The following is a 17,039-nucleotide window of genomic DNA, read 5'->3' on the forward strand; positions in this document are numbered from 1 at the left end:
AGCGCGCTACTCCTTCTCCAGGATCGACACGGTCCCGTCGCGCTCGACGATCGCGACGGCGACCCGGTCGAGGTCGTCGAGCTTCTCCTGGCGGGCGGCGGTGCGGATATCGGCCTGCTGCATCCGCAGGCGGCGCATCGCGGTCTCGTTCCAGCGGCCGTCGCGGAAGACCACGATCGGCGTGCCGTCGACGATGCGCTCGAACCAGACGAAGCGCAGCTTCAGCCACGACACCGCGACATGCATGAGACCGACGGTGAACAGCGCGCTCATCGCGCCGACGAAGGAGCGGTCGTCGCCGAGCACGGCGCTGACCGAGAGGCCGCCGAACAGGAACAGCACCACCATGTCGATCGGCGCCTGCTGGCTCGCGGTGCGGCGCCCGATCAGCCGGATCACGAACAGCACGATGACGTAGGCCGCGGCGGCCTTGAGGACGGTGTTCATCGCTAGGGCACCGCGAATTGCGACCAGGACAGGGTCTCGCCTTGGTCCAGGCGAGCGGTGAGGTTCACGCCGCCGCGGAAGCTCGGCGAGCCGGTGAAGCGGATCACCGCGTGCGTCTCGCCCTTGAGCACCGGGAAGACGAGGCGGATGCTGCCGCCCGCGACCTGCCAGGTCTGCGGCCGCGGCGTGATGCTCTCGAGGCCGAACAGGTCGACGAGTTCCTTGGCGATCGTCACCGCGACTTGGTCGCCGCCGGGCGGGACCCTGGTGTCGAGCCGCACGATCGTCGGCGCGCCGAAGCGGGCCACCGGCTCGTAGTGGATCACGATCGACCCGTCGCCGTTGGAGCGGGTATGCTCGCTGAACGGCCCCCGCCCGAGGAGGCCGAGCGCGCAGACGACCACGAAGGCCAGCATCAGCCAGCGCCCGGCGAGCTCCGCCCGGCGCCAGCGATCCTCGAAGCCGGGGTAGAAGCCGGCCGCGATCTCCTCGCGCATCGGCGGATCGTCGTGGATGATCTTCACGGGGCCTCCCTCGTCGCGAGCGGCCCGCCGCAGGGTTCCGCAGGGTCGCGGGCAACGACATAGCGTCACGAGGCCGAACGGCCATGCCCTCAGGCAGGCTGGAACCCCTTTGCGGCCGGACCTTGAAGGGGACGCTGCGTCAGCCGGCCCCGCGATGGTGTCGGAGCCTCACCGATCCGGCCTGGGACAGCCCCGCGACGAACGGCTTCGCGATCGACCGGCTGCACGACCCCGTCGCGACCTGGACCCCATTCGGCTTGCTCGGGGGGAAGGCCGGCGCGGTGGCGAAGGGCCTGGCGGTCTTTGCCGTCTCGCTCGGCGCGAGCCGGGCCGGCGCCGCCCTGCTGCGGCGGGCGCCCCCGGTCGGACGGGTGCTCTGAGCGATCGCGGCCCCGTCGTCGCCGGCTCTCAGCCCCGCACGGCCGAGGCGTTCGCCGGCAGCGTCGCCGCGGGCGCCTCCGGCTCGCCGGCCGCGACCCAGCGCAGGCACAGGGCGGCGGCGAGCATCGGCAGGGCGAGCGCCATGCAGTAATCCGGCCGCTCCCAGCCCGCCGCCATCAGCATCCCGGCAAGGGCCGGACCGGTGACGGCGCCGAGGCGGCCGACGCTCATGGCAAGCCCGGTGCCGGTGGTGCGCACCGGCGCGGGGAAGATCGGCGGCACCACGGCGTACATCGCGTTGATCGAGCCGTAGAGGCAGAAGCCGATGGCGAGGGCGGCGGCGAGCAGAGCGGCCGGCGTCGCCGGGACGTGGCCGAAGAGCGTGGCGGCGAGGAACAGCCCGGCCATGAAGGCGGCGGCGAGCCGGCGCGTCCCGGCCTTCCGGGCGACGAACCCGAACAGCAGGCAGCCGACCGCGCCGCCGAGATTCATCAGCATCGCCCCCGAGATGCCGCCGCTGACGCCGAGGCCCAGCTCGGTCAGCACCTTCGGGGTCCAGCTGAGGAAGAAGTAGCAGGTCGTCATCACGCAGAAATACGCCGCGCAGGCCGCGAGCGTCCGGGTGCGGTAGGGCGGGCGGGCGATGGCCGCGAGGCTGGTGCCGGCCTCGGCCTCGGCGCGCAAGGGGGCGGGCAGGGCGGCCAGCGCCGGCCGGCCGAGGCGGGCGAGCACCCGGTTGACCTTAGGTAGCGCCCCGGCCGGCCGTCGGGCGATGAGGTAGTCGAGGGATTCCGGCAGGAAGGCCAGCACCGCCGGCACGAGGGCCAAAGCCACGAGGCCGCCGAAGACGTAGACCGAGCGCCAGCCATACGCGGCGATGAGGTAGACCGAGAACGCCCCCCCGAGGGTTGCGCCGAGCGGATAGCCGAGCGACATCAGCGAGATCGACAGGTTGCGCCAGCGGTCGGTGGCGTATTCGGCCACCACGATGTTGACGGTGGCGAGGCCCCCGCCGATGCCGAGGCCGGTGAACAGCCGCACCAGGGCAAGCTCGGTCAGGGTGCCCGCCGCGGCGGCCGCCAGCATGCCGGTGCACAGGATGGCGAGGCACAGGAGCAGGGTGGTGCGCCGGCCGAACCGGTCGCTCAAGGGGGCGATCAGCAGCGCGCCGAGCCCCATCCCGGCGAGCCCGGCGCTGAACAGCAGGCCGAGATCGGTCGGCTTCAGGGCGAAGTCCTTGGCGATCGAGGCCGCCGTGAAGGCGACCACCAGCACGTCGAAGCCGTCGAGCGCGCAGATCAGCACGCAGACGGCGACGGCGGCGACCTGGAACGGGGTCATGGCGCCCTGGCGGATGGCGGCGCGGGGGTCGGATGCGTCCTGTGCGATGGCCATGGCGGTCCTCCCAAAGAGTGCGATCGTCTTTTTCTGATGATGCCCTGGTGCCGACACTCACCGGGTCAATCCGGGGCCGCGCGGCGGACCCCGGAATGACGATGGAGGCCGGTGAGGTGCGTCCGCGGCTCGATCACAGGCCGAGGAGTACAGACGTCACCCCGCCCGGTCCGCCGTATCGATGGTGATCCCGCCGCCGACCACCCGCGAGACGCAGGTGCAGAGCTGGGCGTTCGTCGCCTTCTGGGCGTCGCTGAAGAACACGTCGCGGTGGTCGACCGTGCCGTCGGTGTCGAGGATCTTCACCGTGCACAGGCCGCATTCGCCGCGCCGGCAATCGTGGATCATGCCCACACCCGCCGCCTCCAGCGCCTCCAGCATGGTCCGGTTGCGCGGGACCGTGATCTCTTTCGACAGCCGCGGGATGCGGACCGTGAACGCCTCGGTGGCGTGGCGGCCGCCGGTGCCGAAGGTCTCGAAGCGCAAGCCCTGCGCCGGCCGGCCCGATTCCGCCCAGGCCCGACGGCCCGCCTCCATCATCCCGTAGGGCCCGCACAGATAGGCCTCGCCGCCGGGCGGCAGATCCGCGATCGCCGCTGCGAGGTCGATCCGCCCGCCGGCCTCGTCGGTGACGGTCCGGAGCGCGTCGCCGATCCGCGTCCGCAAGTCGTCGGCGAGCGCCAGGTCCTGCCGGGTCCGCGCCGCGTAGAGCAGGCGGAACGGGCTGCCTGCCCCGTGCAGGGCCAGCGCCATGGCGTGCAGCGGCGTGATGCCGATGCCGCCGGCGACGAGCAGGTAGCCGGGCCGGCCGGGGGTGAGGCCGAAATGGTTGCGCGGGCCCGAGATGCTCAAGCGGGCGCCGGGCTCCAGCCCGTGCATGTAGGCCGAACCGCCGCGGCTGTCGGGCAGCCGCTTCACGGCGATGCGGTAGAGCCCGTCGGCACCCGAATCGAGCAGCGAGTAGGACCGGGTATCCGGCCGCTCGCCGATCATCACCGCCACCCCGAGATGGCTGCCGGGCGGGATCGGGGCGACCGACCCCGTCGGCTCGATTTCCAGGAGGCGGATGTCGGGCGTCAGCGCCCGGGCGGCGCGCAGGCGCGCCGGCTGCCAGTCGGTCGCGGCCATGGCGGCTACTCCGCGGCGAGGCCGACAGGCGCGGACGCCTTGGCCGGGTCGCGGCCCTCCCGCGCCATCATGCCGTCGATCAGGCGATGCGCCCACAGGGCGCCGGCATCGATGTTGAGGTTGTAGAACGGCTGGCGCGGCTGGCGGTCGATCGCCCGCTGCTGGGCCTCCAGCACGTCGTGGTCCTGGTCGTAGACGCCCTTGCCGTCGTTGACGTGGGCGCGGTTGAGGGCCTTCGTCAGCTCCTCGTCGTCGGTGCGCCAGCTGCGCACGAAGTTCCAGAAATAGTGGCAGCTCGTCGCGGTCTCCGGGGTGATGGCGGCCAGGAAGAAGCCGTTGACGCCCTGGCTGCGGTCGCCCTGGCGGGCGCCGGTGCCGGCGAGCGCCACGCCGACATCGCCGGCCACCACCGTCGGCGCCTCGAACCGGATGACCTGCCAGCGGTCGACATGGCCGGGCCGGCCCAGGTTCCGCGCCCAGAACGGCGGCGGCTCGATGTTCTCCATCCAGCGCTCGACCGTGACGCAACGGTCGGTATGCGTCACCTCGAACGGGCTGCGGGTGATGGCGTCGTCGCCGATGCTGCCGGCATGGACGTAGGTCTCGTGGGTCAGGTCCATCAGGTTGTCGATGACGAGGCGGTAATTGCACTTCAGGCCATAGAAGGTGCCGCCCTCGCCGACCCACGGCGCGTCGCTGTTCCAGTGGAAGTCCGGCACGAGGTCGGGATCGGCGAGCGCCGGGTCGCCCATCCAGAGCCAGACCAGGCGGTAGCGCTCCACCGCCGGGAAGGCGCGCACGCAGGCCGAGGGGTTGATCGTCTCCTGCGCCGGCATGAAGGTGCAGCGGCCGGTCGCGTCGAAGACGAGGCCGTGATAGCCGCACATCACCTGGTCGCCCTTGAGGTGGCCGAGCGAGAGCGGCAGCAGCCGGTGCCAGCAGGCATCCTCGAGCGCCGCGACGGCGCCGTCGGTGCGGCGGTAGAGCACCACGTCCTTGTCGCAGATCCGGCGCGGCGTCAGTTCGCGGCCGATCTCGTGGCCCCAGGCGGCGGCGTACCAGGCGTTCAGGGGGAAGCCCTTGGCGTCCGTCATCGTTCTCTCCCTCGTCGTCCTGAGGACCCGCGGGTCTGTCGCCGCGCTGGAGGTCCGGGCGTGCGGCGGCGGGCTTGGCCGTATCGGGTCGCCGGGCGAAGGCTCCGGAGCCTTTCGCCGGCCAGCCGGCCGATGTTGCGCCGCACACAGGTTTCGCGTGCCGGATCAGCCGTTTGGAACTGGTCCGGTTCGATATCCGGACGCTAGCCGGCCCTCGCGGGGCCGGCCATGGACGCGACCCGGAATTTCTTGGACGGATCCGGCGCCCGGCGTTAGCCTCGGACCGCGGAGGCGGGACGGGGAGGAGGCGGCGATGCCGGTGCGGCGGGAGCGGCCGATCCCGGTCTTTCGCCTGTACGGCGAGACCGCCGCGGCCACGGTGCCGAGCTTCGTCCATGCCGAGCGGATCGGCACCAGCGCGGCCCTGCACGACTGGGAGATCGCGCCCCATCGCCACGGCGCGCTGACGCAGGGGCTCGTCGTCACGCGCGGCCACGGCGCCCTGTCGCTCGACGGGCATCGCGAGGCGTTCGCCGCGCCCTGGCTGGTCTGGGTGCCGTCCGGCGTGGTGCACGCCTTCTCGTTCCGGCCCGGGACCGACGGGGTGGTCCTGTCCCTCGCCGACGACTTCCTCGCCGCCGTGCTCGATCCCGATCCCGAGACGGCGCGCCTGCGCGCCGCCGCCGAGGCGACGTTCAGCGGCCGTCCCGGCTCGCCCGAGGAGATCGACCTCGACCTGACGGGGCTCGCCGCGGCCCTGATGCGGGAGGCCGCCGGCGCCCTGCCGGGGGCGGCGAGCGCGGCGGCGGCGCTGGTCAAGCTCCTCGTCGTCGGCGTGCTGCGCAGCCGCGCCGCCCGCTCGATCACCGAGCCGGCGGCGCTCGCCCGCGCCGACCTGCACCGCCGCTTCCGCCGCCTGGTCGAGGCCCACCTGCGCGAGGGCTGGCCGGTCGCCCGCTTCGCCGCCGCGCTCGGGGTCAGCCCGGACCGGCTGCACGCCGCCTGCACCGAGGCGGTGCGGCGCTCGCCGCAGGGCATCCTGCACGACCGGCTGATGCTCGAGGCGAGGCGCAGCCTCCTCTACACCACGCTGCCGGTCTCGAAGATCGCCTTCGACCTCGGCTTCAACGATCCGGCCTATTTCTCGCGCTTCTTCGCGGCGCGGGCGGGGATGAGCCCGGCGGCGTTCCGGCGCCGCGATCAGGGGGAGGGGTGAGGGGAGGGGTGAGGGGGAGGGGTGAGGGGGAGGGGCAGGGGCAGGGGCAGGCGTGAGGGGATCCGGGCGCTCAGCTCACCCGGTCGAACCGGTCCCCCGCCCCCGCCATCACCTGGTTGCGCCCGCCGGCCTTGGCCGCGTAGAGCGCCCGGTCGGCGCGGGCGAGCAGGGTTTCCAGGGTGTCGCCGGCGGTCCAGGCGGCGAGGCCGAGGCTGCCGGTGACCGGGATCGGGCCGCGGCGGCCCGGGACGCGCAGGCGGGCGCAGCCCTGGCGGATCCGCTCCGCCACCACCCCGGCGCTGCCGAGGCCGTGGCCGGGCATCAGCACGGCGAATTCCTCGCCGCCGATCCGGCCGGTGAGCGCCCCGGTCTCCCTGAGCAGGTCGGCGACGGCGCGGATTACCCGGTCGCCGCCGTCGTGGCCGTGCCGGTCGTTGATCGCCTTGAAGTGGTCGATGTCGATCATCAGGGCGCTGAGAAGGTCGTCGCCGGATCCGCGCCCCGCGAGGACGGCCTCGGCCCGGCGCAGGAAGCCGCCGCGGTTGAGGAGCTGGGTCAGCGGATCGGTCTCGGCGTCGCGGATCAGCTGGCGCTGCAGGGCGAGGGCGCGCTCGACCACCCGCAGGCGGGCATGCAGCGCGACGGCCTCCGGCGGCTTCACGATGAAGTCGTCGGCGCCGCTGTCGAGCACCTCGCCGAGCCGCCGCCCGGCCCGGTCGGCTGACATCGCGATCACGGCGAGCGGCCGCGTCGTGCCGGCGAGCGAGCGCAGGGACCAGCACAGTTCGAGCCCGCAGAGCGGCGCGACCTCGAGGCTGGTGATGACGCAGGCCACGTCCTCGTGGGCGGCGACGTGGGTGAGCGCCCGCTCGGAGTCGGAGAACGCATCGACCCGGTGCCCGCCCTCCTCGACGAGGCGGGCGACGGTCTTGCGCAGCAGCGAGCCGGGTTCGACGAGGACGACGCGCATCGGACCTTGCAGGGGATCCGGCCGCGCTCACGCCCGGCCATCGACGAAGAAGTTGTCGTCGAGCATCGGGCACAAAGCATAAGAGGCGGTTAATCGGCGGTCCGGCCGCCGCGCGGATCTTGGCATTGCTTCGGCCTGCCAAGATCTGTCGGCCTAGGCCGAGTCGGCGATCCCTGAAACTAGTACGGAGCGGACGGGATTCGTGCCGGCACGGCGGCTCCGCTGGGCCCGGGCGCCGGGAGTGCCCCGCGGGCGTGCCGAGCTCCGCCGGACGGCGCCTGCTGGATTTCGCCGGCCAGATAGGGCATCGGGCATACATCCCCTTCGAGACACGGCGCCTCATGACCGAGACTTCCCCGATCCCGCAGGCCGCGCGCCCGAAGCTCGTCCTCGCCTCGGCCTCGCCCCGGCGCCTCGCCCTGCTGCAGCAGGCGGGGCTGGAGCCGGACGCCCTGCTGCCGGCCGACCTCGACGAGGCGCCGCTGAAGGGCGAGAAGCCCCGCGACCTCGTGCGGCGGCTCGCCCGGGCCAAGCTCGACGTGGCGGCCGCCGCGGCCCGCGGCAGCGAGGAGCTGCGCCAGGGCTACGTGGTGGCGGCCGACACCGTGGTGGCGGTGGGCCGGCGCATCCTGCCGAAGGCCGAGGTGACCGACGAGGCCGCGGCCTGCCTGCGGCTGCTCTCCGGCCGGGCCCATCGGGTCTACACCGCGATCTGCGTGGTCGGCCCGAAGGACCGTCCCCGCGAGCGGCTGGTCGAGACCCGGGTGCGGTTCAAGCGCCTCTCGTCCCGCGAGATCGACAGCTATCTTGCCAGCGGCGAGTGGCGCGGCAAGGCCGGCGGCTACGCGATCCAGGGGCTCGCCGGCTCCTTCGTGGTCAAGCTCGTCGGGTCCTACAGCGCCGTCGTCGGCCTGCCGCTCTACGAGACGGTCGGGCTGCTCGAGGGCGAGGGGTTCCCGGTCCGCGGCGCCTGGCGCGACGCGGCCTAGGCCGGAAAAGGCGCCCCGATGACGCCCGACGAGACGCCGCCCGACGCCGCCCCGGCGGCCGCCCCCTGCCCGATCTGCGGCAAGCCGGCCGCGCCCGCCTACACGCCGTTCTGCTCCAAGCGCTGCGCCGATGTCGACCTGCAGCGCTGGCTCAGCGGGCGCTACGCCATTCCCGGCCGGGACGAGGACGCCCTCGGCCAGGACGACGGCTCGCGGGAGGAGTGAGGCAGACCGGGGGAGAGTGGGAACGGTGGGGGAGCTTCCCGGTTGACGGCGGCCTGTGACCCACCGACCGCCGGAGGCCGTCCCCCCATGTCGTCCGAGTTCCCGAACCCGCTCACCAAGCATCCCCGTCCGCCCTTCGAGGGCCAGCCGCAGAGCTTTCCCGGCCTGACCGGGCGGATGCGCCCCGAGCCCGATCACGGCGAGGCGAGCTACAAGGGCTCGGGCAAGCTGACCGGCCGGGCCGCCCTGATCACCGGGGGCGATTCCGGCATCGGCCGGGCGGTCGCCATCGCGTATGCCCGCGAGGGCGCCGACGTCGCGATCTCCTACCTGCCCGCCGAGCAGGGCGACGCCGAGGCCGTCGCGCACTGGGTCGAGAAGGCCGGGCGCCGGGCGCTGCTGCTGCCGGGCGACCTCAAGGACGCTTCTCACGGCCGCGAGATCGTCGCCCGCACCGTCGAGGCCTTCGGCCGGCTCGACGTGGTGGTGAACAACGGCGCGTTCCAGCAGCCGAATGAGGACCTCGCGGCCATCGACGACGAGGTCTTCGAGGACCATTTCCGCACCAACGTCTTCGGCGCGTTCTACGTCACCAAGGCGGCGATGGCGCATCTGAAGCCCGGCGCCTCGGTGATCTTCACCTCCTCGGTGAATTCGAAGCACCCGATGCCGTCGCTGCTCGCCTACAGCGCCACGAAGGGCGCGCTGAGCAACCTGGTGCTCAGCCTCGCGCAGCTGCTCGCCGAGAAGGGCGTGCGGGTGAACGGCGTGCTGCCGGGCCCGATCTGGACCCCGTTCATCCCGTCCGGGATGGAGGAGGAGTCCGTCAGGTCCTTCGGCAGCCAGGTCCCGTTCGGCCGCCCGGGCCAGCCGGCGGAACTGGCCTCGGCCTACGTCATGCTGGCCTCCGACGAGAGCAGCTACACCTCGGGCGCGCTCGTCACGGTGGCGGGGGCGATGCCGGTGCTCTGACGACCGCCCCGGCCCCGCCCCGCCCGTTGACGTGACGCAAGGGAAGGCGCAGTCGGGATCGGGCGGGGCCGGACGCGGGAGGGGCGAGGCGGTGCAGCGACGAGACGAGGACGGCTCCGCCGCCGCGTCCAGCCGGCCGGCCGGCGCGGGCCGCGCCGCCTGGCCGGGTTCGGCACCGGCTGCGGCGAGCGCCGTCGCGGCGGGGCTGGTGTGCTGGTTCGTCCTGCTGCCGCAGCTCGCCGAGCGAGCGCCGCCGCCGGCGGGAGGCGATGCCGCGCTCCTGGCCGAGGTCGCCCCGGACGAGCGGTCCGGCGCGCTGGCGACGATGGAGCCCCGCAGCCCGGTGACGGCGAAGGCCCGGCAGGACGCAGGTGCCGGGCAAGAGGAGGGAGCCTGCGGGGTCCGGCTCGCCTGGATCTCCCTGGCGCGTGCGCCGGGCGAGCCGCCGGGATCGGTGCGCATCCTGTCGGGCGGCTACGCCTCGCCGCTGTTCCCGCTCACCGAGACGCCGGCGCGGGTGGCGATCCCGTATCCCGCGCCCTACGAGACCGGGCGCGGCAGCCTGACGGTGCTCGAATCCGGCGCCGCCGCCGTCGTCGCGCTGACGCCGCCCTGGCGGGTCGCGGTCCGGTCCGGCCGCGAGGACCGCGCCGTGACGTGGCACCCGGCGCCGTGCCGGCGGGGCGGCGCGTGATGGGCGCGTGGCTGAGCCGGCAGCTCGGGCCGGCCCCGCTCGCCAGCCTGTGCATGCTGGTGATGACGCTCCTCGGCCTCCTCTCGGCGTTCCGGATCGTGCCGAGCCTGCCGCCCTGGTCGGGCGCCGCCGCCCTCGGCGGCGCGGTGCTCGTCGCCACCGTCCTCGTGGCGTGGCGGATCCTGCGCCTGTGGCCCCGGGTCGCCGGGACCCGGCCGGAGGCGTTCCGCGTCGTGCCACCCGGTGCCGGCACCGGGGAGGCCGCGGCGGCGCTCGCCGGCATGATCGGGCTCGACGGCGTCAAGGCGGAGCTCGGCACCCTGATCCAGCGCCTGAAGGTCGAGGCGGCGCGGCGCGAGGCCGGGCTGCCGATCAGCCCGATCTCCCTGCACATGGTCTTCCTGGGGCCGCCCGGCGTCGGCAAGACGGTGGTCGCGCGGCTCTACGGAGCGGCCTTGCGCGAACTCGGCGTGCTGGAGCGCGGCCACGTGGTCGAGACCGACCGCTCGGGCCTCGTCGCCGGCTATGTCGGGCAGACCGCCCTGAAGACCCGCGCGCGGATCGACGAGGCCCTCGACGGCATCCTGTTCATCGACGAGGCCTACGCCCTGACCGCGCGGGCGGGGGGAGCGGGCGACGGATTCGGCCAGGAGGCGATCGATACCCTCCTGAAGGAGATGGAGGACCGGCGCGACCGGCTGGTCGTGATCGTGGCGGGCTACCCGGAGCCGATGCGGGCCTTCCTCGACAGCAATCCCGGCCTGCCGTCCCGCTTCACCAAGACGATCGCGTTCGAGCCCTACGACGACGACCAGCTCGTCGCCGTCACCCGCGCGATGGCGCGGGCGGAGGGCCTGCGCCTCGAGGAGGCCTGCGACCCGATCCTGCGCCGGCACTTCGCCGCCGCACGGGCGCAGCCGGCCTTCGGCAATGCCCGCGCGGCGCGCACGCTGCTGGAGCGCGCCCGCGAGGCGCAGGCCGTGCGCCTCGCGCCGCTCCTGGCGGAGCGCGGCACCGACCTCACCCTCCTCACTCAGGCCGACCTCGCGGCCGCGACCGGGCACGCCGCACGACAGCCGGACCTGCGACCGACACGATGAGCGTCCTCCGCAAGCTGGCCTTCGTCCATCGGCATCTCTGGCGGCGCGACGCGACGTACCGGGTGGCCTTCGTGATCGGCCCGCCCCCGCTCCTCGGCGCGGCGGTCGCGGCGGCGGCGTGGTTCGCCGTGCAGGCCCCGGCTTTGCAAGCCCCGCCCTCGCAAGCCCCCTCCTGGGCCGTGCCCCAGGCCTCGCCCCCGCCCGCGGCGGACGGCCCGGCCCGGGTCGCGGCTCCGGTGGCGGCCCTGCCGGCGGCCCGGCCCGACGGCGGCGTCGAGGGCCACCGCCCGGGCTGGCAGGGCTCGATCCACGCGATCGCGGTCGCCCCGACCTTCGACGTCGACATCCGGCCGGCCTCGCTGGCGCGGTTTTCCGTCGACCATCCGGGCCTCGACATGGCGGAGATCCTGGCGGCGGGCGGCCCGACCGGGCAGGGCCTCTATGTCGGCGTCGGGGACGGGTTGCTCGTGGTGCGGCATGCCGGCACCTACGCCCTGTCGCTGCGCTACGAGCGCGCCACGAGCCGGCCCGCCTCCTGCCTCGGCCGGATGGTATTCGCCGGCCGGCGCCTGGTCTCGGAGGTGAGCGTCGCGCTCACGGAAGCCGACCCGCGCAGCTTCGAGCCGGTCCCCTTCGTCCTGCAGCCGGGCCTCTACCCGGTCACGGTGGCGTTCGGCTGCTGGCGCGACGGACGCGCCGTCGAGGACGGGCGGGCGAGCGTCCTGCTGCGCCGGCCCGGCGAGGCGGCGGCGCAGCCGTTGCGCGCCGACGAGCTCGTGCGTCCGGCGCCCTGAGCGCTCAGCGTCCGCAGGCCGGCGCGCCGTAGCCGGCATAGACCACCCGCACGGTCCGGCAGGCGGGGGCCGGCGCCTCGGCGGCGGCCGGCGTCGCGGCGACGACGGCAGCCGGCTCGGGCGTCGGAGCGTCGGCGCCGGCCCGCACCACCAGCGGGGTCGCGACCAGGGACAGGAGCGCGGCGGCGGCAAGCAGGGTCAGGCGCTCGGTCACGGTCGGTCTCCCTCGATGCTTGGGCGATGAAGTCTTGGGTGACGAGGTCTTGCACCGCATCCGGCGCCGGCCTCGTCTGATCTGTATTGTCAACGAGCTTGACCGTTCTCGGGTTCCCGCATCCCGGCGGGATCGTGCGGGGGCGCACGCATGCTTGACTCGGGGGCTGCCGGTTCTAAGGCTCCCCGCCACGTGTAGCGCCCGAGCCGAACCCGCGAGACCATGAACGCCACCGACGCCGACCTCCAGCCGACCCGCTCGTTCCAGGGGCTGATCCTGACGCTCCAGCGGTTCTGGGCCGCGCAAGGCTGCGTGATCCTCCAGCCCTACGACATGGAGGTGGGTGCCGGCACGTTCCATCCCGCCACCACCCTGCGGGCGCTGGGCCCGAAGCCCTGGAAGGCGGCCTACGTCCAGCCCTCGCGCCGGCCGAAGGACGGGCGCTACGGCGAGAACCCGAACCGCCTCCAGCACTATTACCAGTTCCAGGTGATCCTGAAGCCGAACCCGCCGAACCTCCAGGAGCTCTACCTCGATTCGCTGAAGGCCATCGGCGTCGATCTCGCCTTGCACGACATCCGCTTCGTCGAGGACGACTGGGAGAGCCCGACGCTCGGCGCCTGGGGCCTCGGCTGGGAATGCTGGTGCGACGGGATGGAGGTGAGCCAGTTCACCTACTTCCAGCAGGTCGCCGGCTTCGAATGCGCCCCCGTGGCGGGCGAACTGACCTACGGCCTCGAGCGCCTGGCGATGTACGTCCAGGGCGTCGAGAACGTCTACGACCTCAACTTCAACGGCCGCGACGGCGACGAGAAGGTCACCTACGGCGACGTCTTCCTGCAGGCCGAGCAGGAATATTCGCGCCACAACTTCGAGGCCGCCGACACCGAGATGCTGTTCCGGCAGTTCCGCGATGCGGAAAGCGCCTGCCGCGCCTACCTCGAGGCCGGCGAGCCGGGGGCGGAGAGCACCGACCCGCGCCACCGCATGGCGCAGCCGGCCTACGACCAGTGCATCAAGGCCAGCCACGTCTTCAACCTGCTCGACGCGCGCGGGGTGATCTCGGTCACCGAGCGCCAGAGCTACATCCTGCGGGTGCGCGAATTGGCCAAGGCCTGCGGCGAGGCCTGGCGGCGCACCGATGCGGGCGGGCTCGCGGGCGAATCGCCCGCCGCCTGACATCCGCGCCGCCCGGCGCTACACACCCGTCCAATTCCCGTCCCGATTCCGGGCTCTCCTCGGGGAGAGCCTTGAGGCCGCCCGATGCCCGACCTGCTGCTCGAACTCTTCTCCGAGGAAATCCCCGCCCGCATGCAGCGGCGCGCGGCCGAGGACCTGCGCAAGCTCGTCACCGACGCGCTGGTCGAGCGCGGCTTCCTGTACGAGGGCGCCAAGGCCTTCGCGACGCCCCGCCGCCTCGCCCTCCACGTCGCCGGCCTGCCGCCCCGCGGCCAGGACGTGCGCGAGGAGCGAAAAGGCCCCCGCGTCGGTGCCCCCGAGGGCGCGGTGCAGGGCTTTTTGAAGAGCGCCGGCCTCGCCAGCCTCGACGAGGCGACGATCGTCTCCGACCCGAAGAAGGGCGAGTTCTACGTCGCGGTGATCGAGCGGCCCGGCCGCGAGACGATTCAAGTCCTGGCCGAGATCATCCCGGCGATCGTCAGGAGCTTCCCCTGGCCGAAATCGATGCGCTGGGGCGCCGCCTCGCGCGAGCCGGGCTCGTTGCGCTGGGTGCGGCCGCTGCACTCGATCGTCGCGAGCTTCGGCCCCGAGACCGAGACGCCCGAGCTGGTGCCCTTCGCCATCGAGGGCGTCGAGGTCGGGTTCACCACGCGGGGCCACCGCTTCCTGGCGCCGCAGGCGATCGAGGTGCGCCGCTTCGCCGATTACCTGCCGGCCCTGGAGCGGGCCTTCGTGGTGCTCGACGCGGACCGGCGCAAGGACATCATCCTGCACGATGCCCGCGACCTCGCCTTCGCGCGCGGCCTCGACCTCGTCGAGGACGAGGGCCTGCTGGAGGAGGTGGCGGGCCTCGTCGAGTGGCCGGTGACCCTGCTGGGCGCCTTCGACGAGCGCTTCCTCGCCATTCCCCCGGAGGTGATCCGCGCCACCATCCGGGCGAACCAGAAGTGCTTCGTGCTGCGCGGCAGCCCCGGTCCCGACGGGCGCGAGCGGCTGGCCAACGCCTTCATCCTGGTCTCGAACCTGGTGGCCTCCGACGGCGGCGCCGCGATCGTCGCCGGCAACGAGCGGGTGGTGCGGGCACGCCTCTCCGACGCGGCGTTCTTCTGGGAGACCGACCGCAAGGTGCGGCTGGAGGACCGGCTCCCGAAGCTCGAGAGCATCGTGTTCCACGAGAAGCTCGGCACGCAAGGCGCGCGCGTCGAGCGGATCGCCGGCCTCGCCCGGGCGCTGGCGCCCGTGGTCGGGGCCGATGCGGACCTCGCCGAGCGCGCCGCGCGCCTCGCCAAGGCCGACCTCGTCACCGAGATGGTCGGCGAGTTCCCGGAACTGCAGGGCCTGATGGGCCGCTACTACGCCGCCGAGCAGGGCGAGGACCCGGCGGTCGCCGCGGCGATCGAGGAGCATTACAAGCCGCTCGGGCCGAGCGACCGGGTGCCGTCCGAGCCGGTCTCGGTGGCGGTGGCGCTCGCCGACAAGCTCGACACCCTGGTGGGCTTCTGGGCGATCGACGAGAAGCCGACGGGCAGCAAGGATCCGTACGCGCTCCGCCGCGCGGCGCTCGGCGTCATCCGGCTCGTGCTCGCCAGCGAGGCGCGGATCTCGCTCAAGGCGCAGATCGCCGCCGCATCGGCCGGCCACCGCCAGGGCGCGGACGCCTTCGCGGACGACCTCCTCGCCTTCTTCGCCGACCGGCTGAAGGTCTACCTGCGCGACCAGGGCGCCCGCCACGACCTGATCGACGCCGTCTTCGCGCTTCCGGGCCAGGACGACCTGCTGATGGTGGTGCGCCGGGTCGAGGCGCTCGGCCGCTTCCTCGACGGCGAGGACGGCCGGAACCTGCTCGCCGGCTCCCGCCGCGCCGCCAACATCCTGCGCATCGAGGAGAAGAAGGACGGCCTCGCCTACGACGCGGCGCCGGACCGGTCCCTGATGCGCCTGCCCGAGGAATCGGCCCTCGCCGACGCCCTCGACCGCGCCGGCGCCGAGGCGGGCCGGGCGGTGGCGGCGGAGGATTTCGAGGGCGCGATGCGGGCGCTCTCGACCCTGCGGGCGCCGGTCGACGCCTTCTTCGACAAGGTGACGGTGAACGCCGACGATCCGGCCCTGCGCGCCAACCGCCTCGCCCTGCTCAACGGGCTGCGGGCGGCGACCCGGGAGGTGGCGGACTTCTCCCGCATCGGCGGCGAAGGCCGCTGACGCTCCTCTCGGCTGAGGCGTTGCGCGAGCGCCTCAGCACTTCGCCAGGGAACGGTTTAACGACTTTTTCATTGTTTGTGGCCGGCGAGAACCGGTACAAAATGAACCGGTTCGATTCCCATCAAGAGGGCGATGTTCGGCGCCGGATCTCCGGCGGAAGGGATGGCCTGTGCCGCAGCGCACCGCAGGGTGCCGCGCCCGGGCCGTACCCTGCCGCGGCGAGACCCGGCAGTCCCGACCGGGCCCGCCAGGCAGGAGGCAGCCACGATGTCGTTCGGCGGTAAGGCCCGACCCAAGGAGCAGGCCGCTCTGCGGATGCCGGAAGAGTTCGCGCACCCGGCGGAGCACCAGGACGCGGTGCGCGCCCGGATCCGCGCCCATGTGCGGCACATCCTGCTCCAGGCCGGCTCCCGCGCCTCAATCGAGCGGGATTGAGCGCATCAGGCGGCCGGCGGCATCGCGGATCTCGAGGTGCCAGCCCGGCCCCAGCACCGGCAGGCTGCCGCCCGCCCGCATCTCGGCGATGACCGCGCGCGCCTCGGCCTCAGCCTGGTCGGGAGTGTCGGCCTCGACGCCCGTCGGGTCCTCGATCGCACTCGCGGGGCCGACCAGGTTGAAGAAGTAGCGCTGCGGCATGAGGCTGACCACGGTCGGGGAAGGGACGTGCGAGGCTCGCGGCCCGGACGTCGCCGATCGGCCCGCGGCCGATCGGTTGTGAGCGGTGCGATCCCTGAAGGTTAGCAGCCCGGTTCCGGGCTGGCATGTCAGGGAAAAGGCGAGTTGGTCGCAAGCATGAGCGATTCCGCGCCTGCCGCGTTCCTCCGAAGGGAGAGGGCGGCCGCCCCCCTGTTCCCGCCGCCCGCCCGCGGGCGGCCGATGGACCACGGCGCGGCGAAGGCAGGCCGACGATGCATCACGACGCAACCCGATCCCACCCCGAGAGGCCCCGGGCCTCGCTCCGCGGTGTCCTGCTCACCCTCGCCGGCGTGGTGATCGGCAGCGCCGGCTACTACGCCTCCTGGCGCTTCCAGACCCCGATCGGCACCCTCGGCGGCATCGCCGGCCTGGCGCTCTGCGTGATCGGCACCAGCCACGGCCACGACGGCGCCCACACCGCCTGATGCCGGGGCGCGGTCCCCTCCTGCGGCAAAAGGCGACCCGGCGCCGGATGATCCTCCCGGGGGCCGGGTGCGTTGGCCGGAGAGATCCGAACAGGAGACCCCCGATGAGCGCCAACGCCCCCGAACACCGCATCGGCCACGACGTCGACCGCGTCGACCAGGTCAGCAGCGTCCTGCTGCTCGGCGTCGCCGTCGTCGGCGCCGCCCTCACCGTCGCGATCAACGCGGTGCTGGTCTAAGCAGATTTCGCCGAAGTGGTTACCGGTTCGGCGCCAAAAATCTGCGACAAAACAAGAACCTAAGCGGACGAAGCGTTGGCCTGCCACGGTACACGACACCGCGACCTCGGCCCGACCATAGGGGCGGACGATCCTCGTGAGCCTCCCCCTTTCCCGGA

Annotated in this window: 21 protein-coding genes; 13 read left to right on the top strand and 8 right to left on the bottom strand. The window is 73.4% G+C overall.

Annotated elements, in window-relative coordinates; genetic code table 11:
* Positions 1-6: 6 nt before the first annotated feature.
* Positions 7-447 (bottom strand): DUF421 domain-containing protein, encoded by a 441-nt coding sequence (locus A5481_RS34605; protein ID WP_048436179.1) that lies wholly within the window; start codon positions 445-447, stop codon positions 7-9.
* A 2-nt stretch (positions 448-449) separates the two neighbouring features.
* On the bottom strand, positions 450-971 hold the full coding sequence (locus A5481_RS34610) for a hypothetical protein (RefSeq protein ID WP_048436178.1): 522 nt from the start codon (positions 969-971) through the stop codon (positions 450-452).
* A gap of 83 nt (positions 972-1,054) precedes the next feature.
* On the opposite strand from A5481_RS34610, the gene A5481_RS10190 reads away from it, so the two are divergent.
* Positions 1,055-1,351 carry a hypothetical protein gene (locus A5481_RS10190; RefSeq protein WP_156312038.1) on the top strand — a complete coding sequence of 99 codons (297 nt, stop codon included), beginning with the start codon at positions 1,055-1,057 and terminating at the stop codon, positions 1,349-1,351.
* A 28-nt stretch (positions 1,352-1,379) separates the two neighbouring features.
* On the opposite strand, the gene A5481_RS10195 is transcribed toward A5481_RS10190, so the two are convergent.
* From A5481_RS10195 to A5481_RS10205, 3 genes are all read right to left on the bottom strand, one after another.
* Complete coding sequence (locus A5481_RS10195) at positions 1,380-2,747, bottom strand: MFS transporter (protein WP_064503928.1); 1,368 nt, start codon at positions 2,745-2,747, stop codon at positions 1,380-1,382.
* A gap of 156 nt (positions 2,748-2,903) precedes the next feature.
* Entirely contained in the window at positions 2,904-3,875 is a 972-nt protein-coding gene (locus A5481_RS10200) for a PDR/VanB family oxidoreductase (protein WP_048437368.1), read from the bottom strand.
* 5 nt (positions 3,876-3,880) lie between these two features.
* On the bottom strand, positions 3,881-4,969 hold the full coding sequence (locus A5481_RS10205) for an aromatic ring-hydroxylating dioxygenase subunit alpha (protein ID WP_048437367.1): 1,089 nt from the start codon (positions 4,967-4,969) through the stop codon (positions 3,881-3,883).
* A 313-nt stretch (positions 4,970-5,282) separates the two neighbouring features.
* On the opposite strand from A5481_RS10205, the gene A5481_RS10210 reads away from it, so the two are divergent.
* The gene (locus A5481_RS10210) at positions 5,283-6,185 is read left to right on the top strand and encodes a helix-turn-helix domain-containing protein (RefSeq protein WP_064503929.1); all 903 of its coding nucleotides are present in this window, start codon (positions 5,283-5,285) and stop codon (positions 6,183-6,185) included.
* 70 nt (positions 6,186-6,255) lie between these two features.
* Here A5481_RS10210 and A5481_RS10215 read toward each other — a convergent pair whose 3' ends face one another.
* Entirely contained in the window at positions 6,256-7,155 is a 900-nt protein-coding gene (locus A5481_RS10215; RefSeq protein WP_064503930.1) for a GGDEF domain-containing protein, read from the bottom strand.
* Positions 7,156-7,496: 341 nt separating this feature from the next.
* On the opposite strand from A5481_RS10215, the gene A5481_RS10220 reads away from it, so the two are divergent.
* The 6 genes from A5481_RS10220 (at position 7,497) to A5481_RS10245 (ending at position 11,929) form a co-directional block, all read left to right on the top strand.
* Positions 7,497-8,144: a Maf-like protein gene (locus tag A5481_RS10220; RefSeq protein WP_048437320.1), complete on the top strand. Its 648-nt coding sequence runs from the start codon at positions 7,497-7,499 to the stop codon at positions 8,142-8,144.
* Between the two features lie 18 nt (positions 8,145-8,162).
* Complete coding sequence (yacG, locus tag A5481_RS10225) at positions 8,163-8,369, top strand: DNA gyrase inhibitor YacG (RefSeq protein ID WP_048437321.1); 207 nt, start codon at positions 8,163-8,165, stop codon at positions 8,367-8,369.
* Between the two features lie 87 nt (positions 8,370-8,456).
* Positions 8,457-9,341 (top strand): SDR family oxidoreductase, encoded by an 885-nt coding sequence (locus tag A5481_RS10230; RefSeq protein WP_048437322.1) that lies wholly within the window; start codon positions 8,457-8,459, stop codon positions 9,339-9,341.
* 91 nt (positions 9,342-9,432) lie between these two features.
* Entirely contained in the window at positions 9,433-10,035 is a 603-nt protein-coding gene (locus tag A5481_RS10235; RefSeq protein WP_048437323.1) for a hypothetical protein, read from the top strand.
* A complete protein-coding gene (locus tag A5481_RS10240; RefSeq protein ID WP_245239227.1) occupies positions 9,999-11,135 on the top strand; it encodes an AAA family ATPase in 1,137 nt (378 codons plus the stop codon). Before A5481_RS10235 ends, A5481_RS10240 begins: the two co-directional genes overlap by 37 nt.
* The gene (locus tag A5481_RS10245) at positions 11,132-11,929 is read left to right on the top strand and encodes a hypothetical protein (RefSeq protein ID WP_064503931.1); all 798 of its coding nucleotides are present in this window, start codon (positions 11,132-11,134) and stop codon (positions 11,927-11,929) included. Before A5481_RS10240 ends, A5481_RS10245 begins: the two co-directional genes overlap by 4 nt.
* Positions 11,930-11,933: 4 nt before the next feature.
* On the opposite strand, the gene A5481_RS10250 is transcribed toward A5481_RS10245, so the two are convergent.
* A complete protein-coding gene (locus A5481_RS10250; RefSeq protein WP_048437252.1) occupies positions 11,934-12,143 on the bottom strand; it encodes a hypothetical protein in 210 nt (69 codons plus the stop codon).
* 222 nt (positions 12,144-12,365) lie between these two features.
* Between A5481_RS10250 and A5481_RS10255 the strand changes: the two genes are divergently transcribed.
* The 3 genes from A5481_RS10255 to A5481_RS33415 all read left to right on the top strand — a co-directional run bounded on the left by A5481_RS10255 (position 12,366) and on the right by A5481_RS33415 (position 15,956).
* Entirely contained in the window at positions 12,366-13,322 is a 957-nt protein-coding gene (locus A5481_RS10255; RefSeq protein WP_048437253.1) for a glycine--tRNA ligase subunit alpha, read from the top strand.
* An 84-nt stretch (positions 13,323-13,406) separates the two neighbouring features.
* Positions 13,407-15,521 (top strand): glycine--tRNA ligase subunit beta, encoded by a 2,115-nt coding sequence (gene glyS / locus A5481_RS10260; RefSeq protein WP_048437254.1) that lies wholly within the window; start codon positions 13,407-13,409, stop codon positions 15,519-15,521.
* Between the two features lie 267 nt (positions 15,522-15,788).
* A complete protein-coding gene (locus A5481_RS33415; RefSeq protein ID WP_156312155.1) occupies positions 15,789-15,956 on the top strand; it encodes a hypothetical protein in 168 nt (55 codons plus the stop codon).
* Here the strand turns inward: A5481_RS33415 and A5481_RS10265 are convergent.
* Entirely contained in the window at positions 15,939-16,157 is a 219-nt protein-coding gene (locus A5481_RS10265; protein WP_048437256.1) for a DUF6894 family protein, read from the bottom strand. The two genes, A5481_RS33415 and A5481_RS10265, sit on opposite strands and share 18 nt — an antisense overlap.
* A 272-nt stretch (positions 16,158-16,429) precedes the next feature.
* On the opposite strand from A5481_RS10265, the gene A5481_RS10270 reads away from it, so the two are divergent.
* Entirely contained in the window at positions 16,430-16,642 is a 213-nt protein-coding gene (locus A5481_RS10270) for a hypothetical protein (protein WP_048437255.1), read from the top strand.
* Positions 16,643-16,746: 104 nt separating this feature from the next.
* On the top strand, positions 16,747-16,881 hold the full coding sequence (locus A5481_RS35700) for a hypothetical protein (RefSeq protein WP_280818907.1): 135 nt from the start codon (positions 16,747-16,749) through the stop codon (positions 16,879-16,881).
* Positions 16,882-17,039 lie beyond the last annotated feature (158 nt).

It is taken from the genome of Methylobacterium platani, assembly GCF_001653715.1.
In the GTDB taxonomy this organism is placed as follows: domain Bacteria; phylum Pseudomonadota; class Alphaproteobacteria; order Rhizobiales; family Beijerinckiaceae; genus Methylobacterium; species Methylobacterium platani.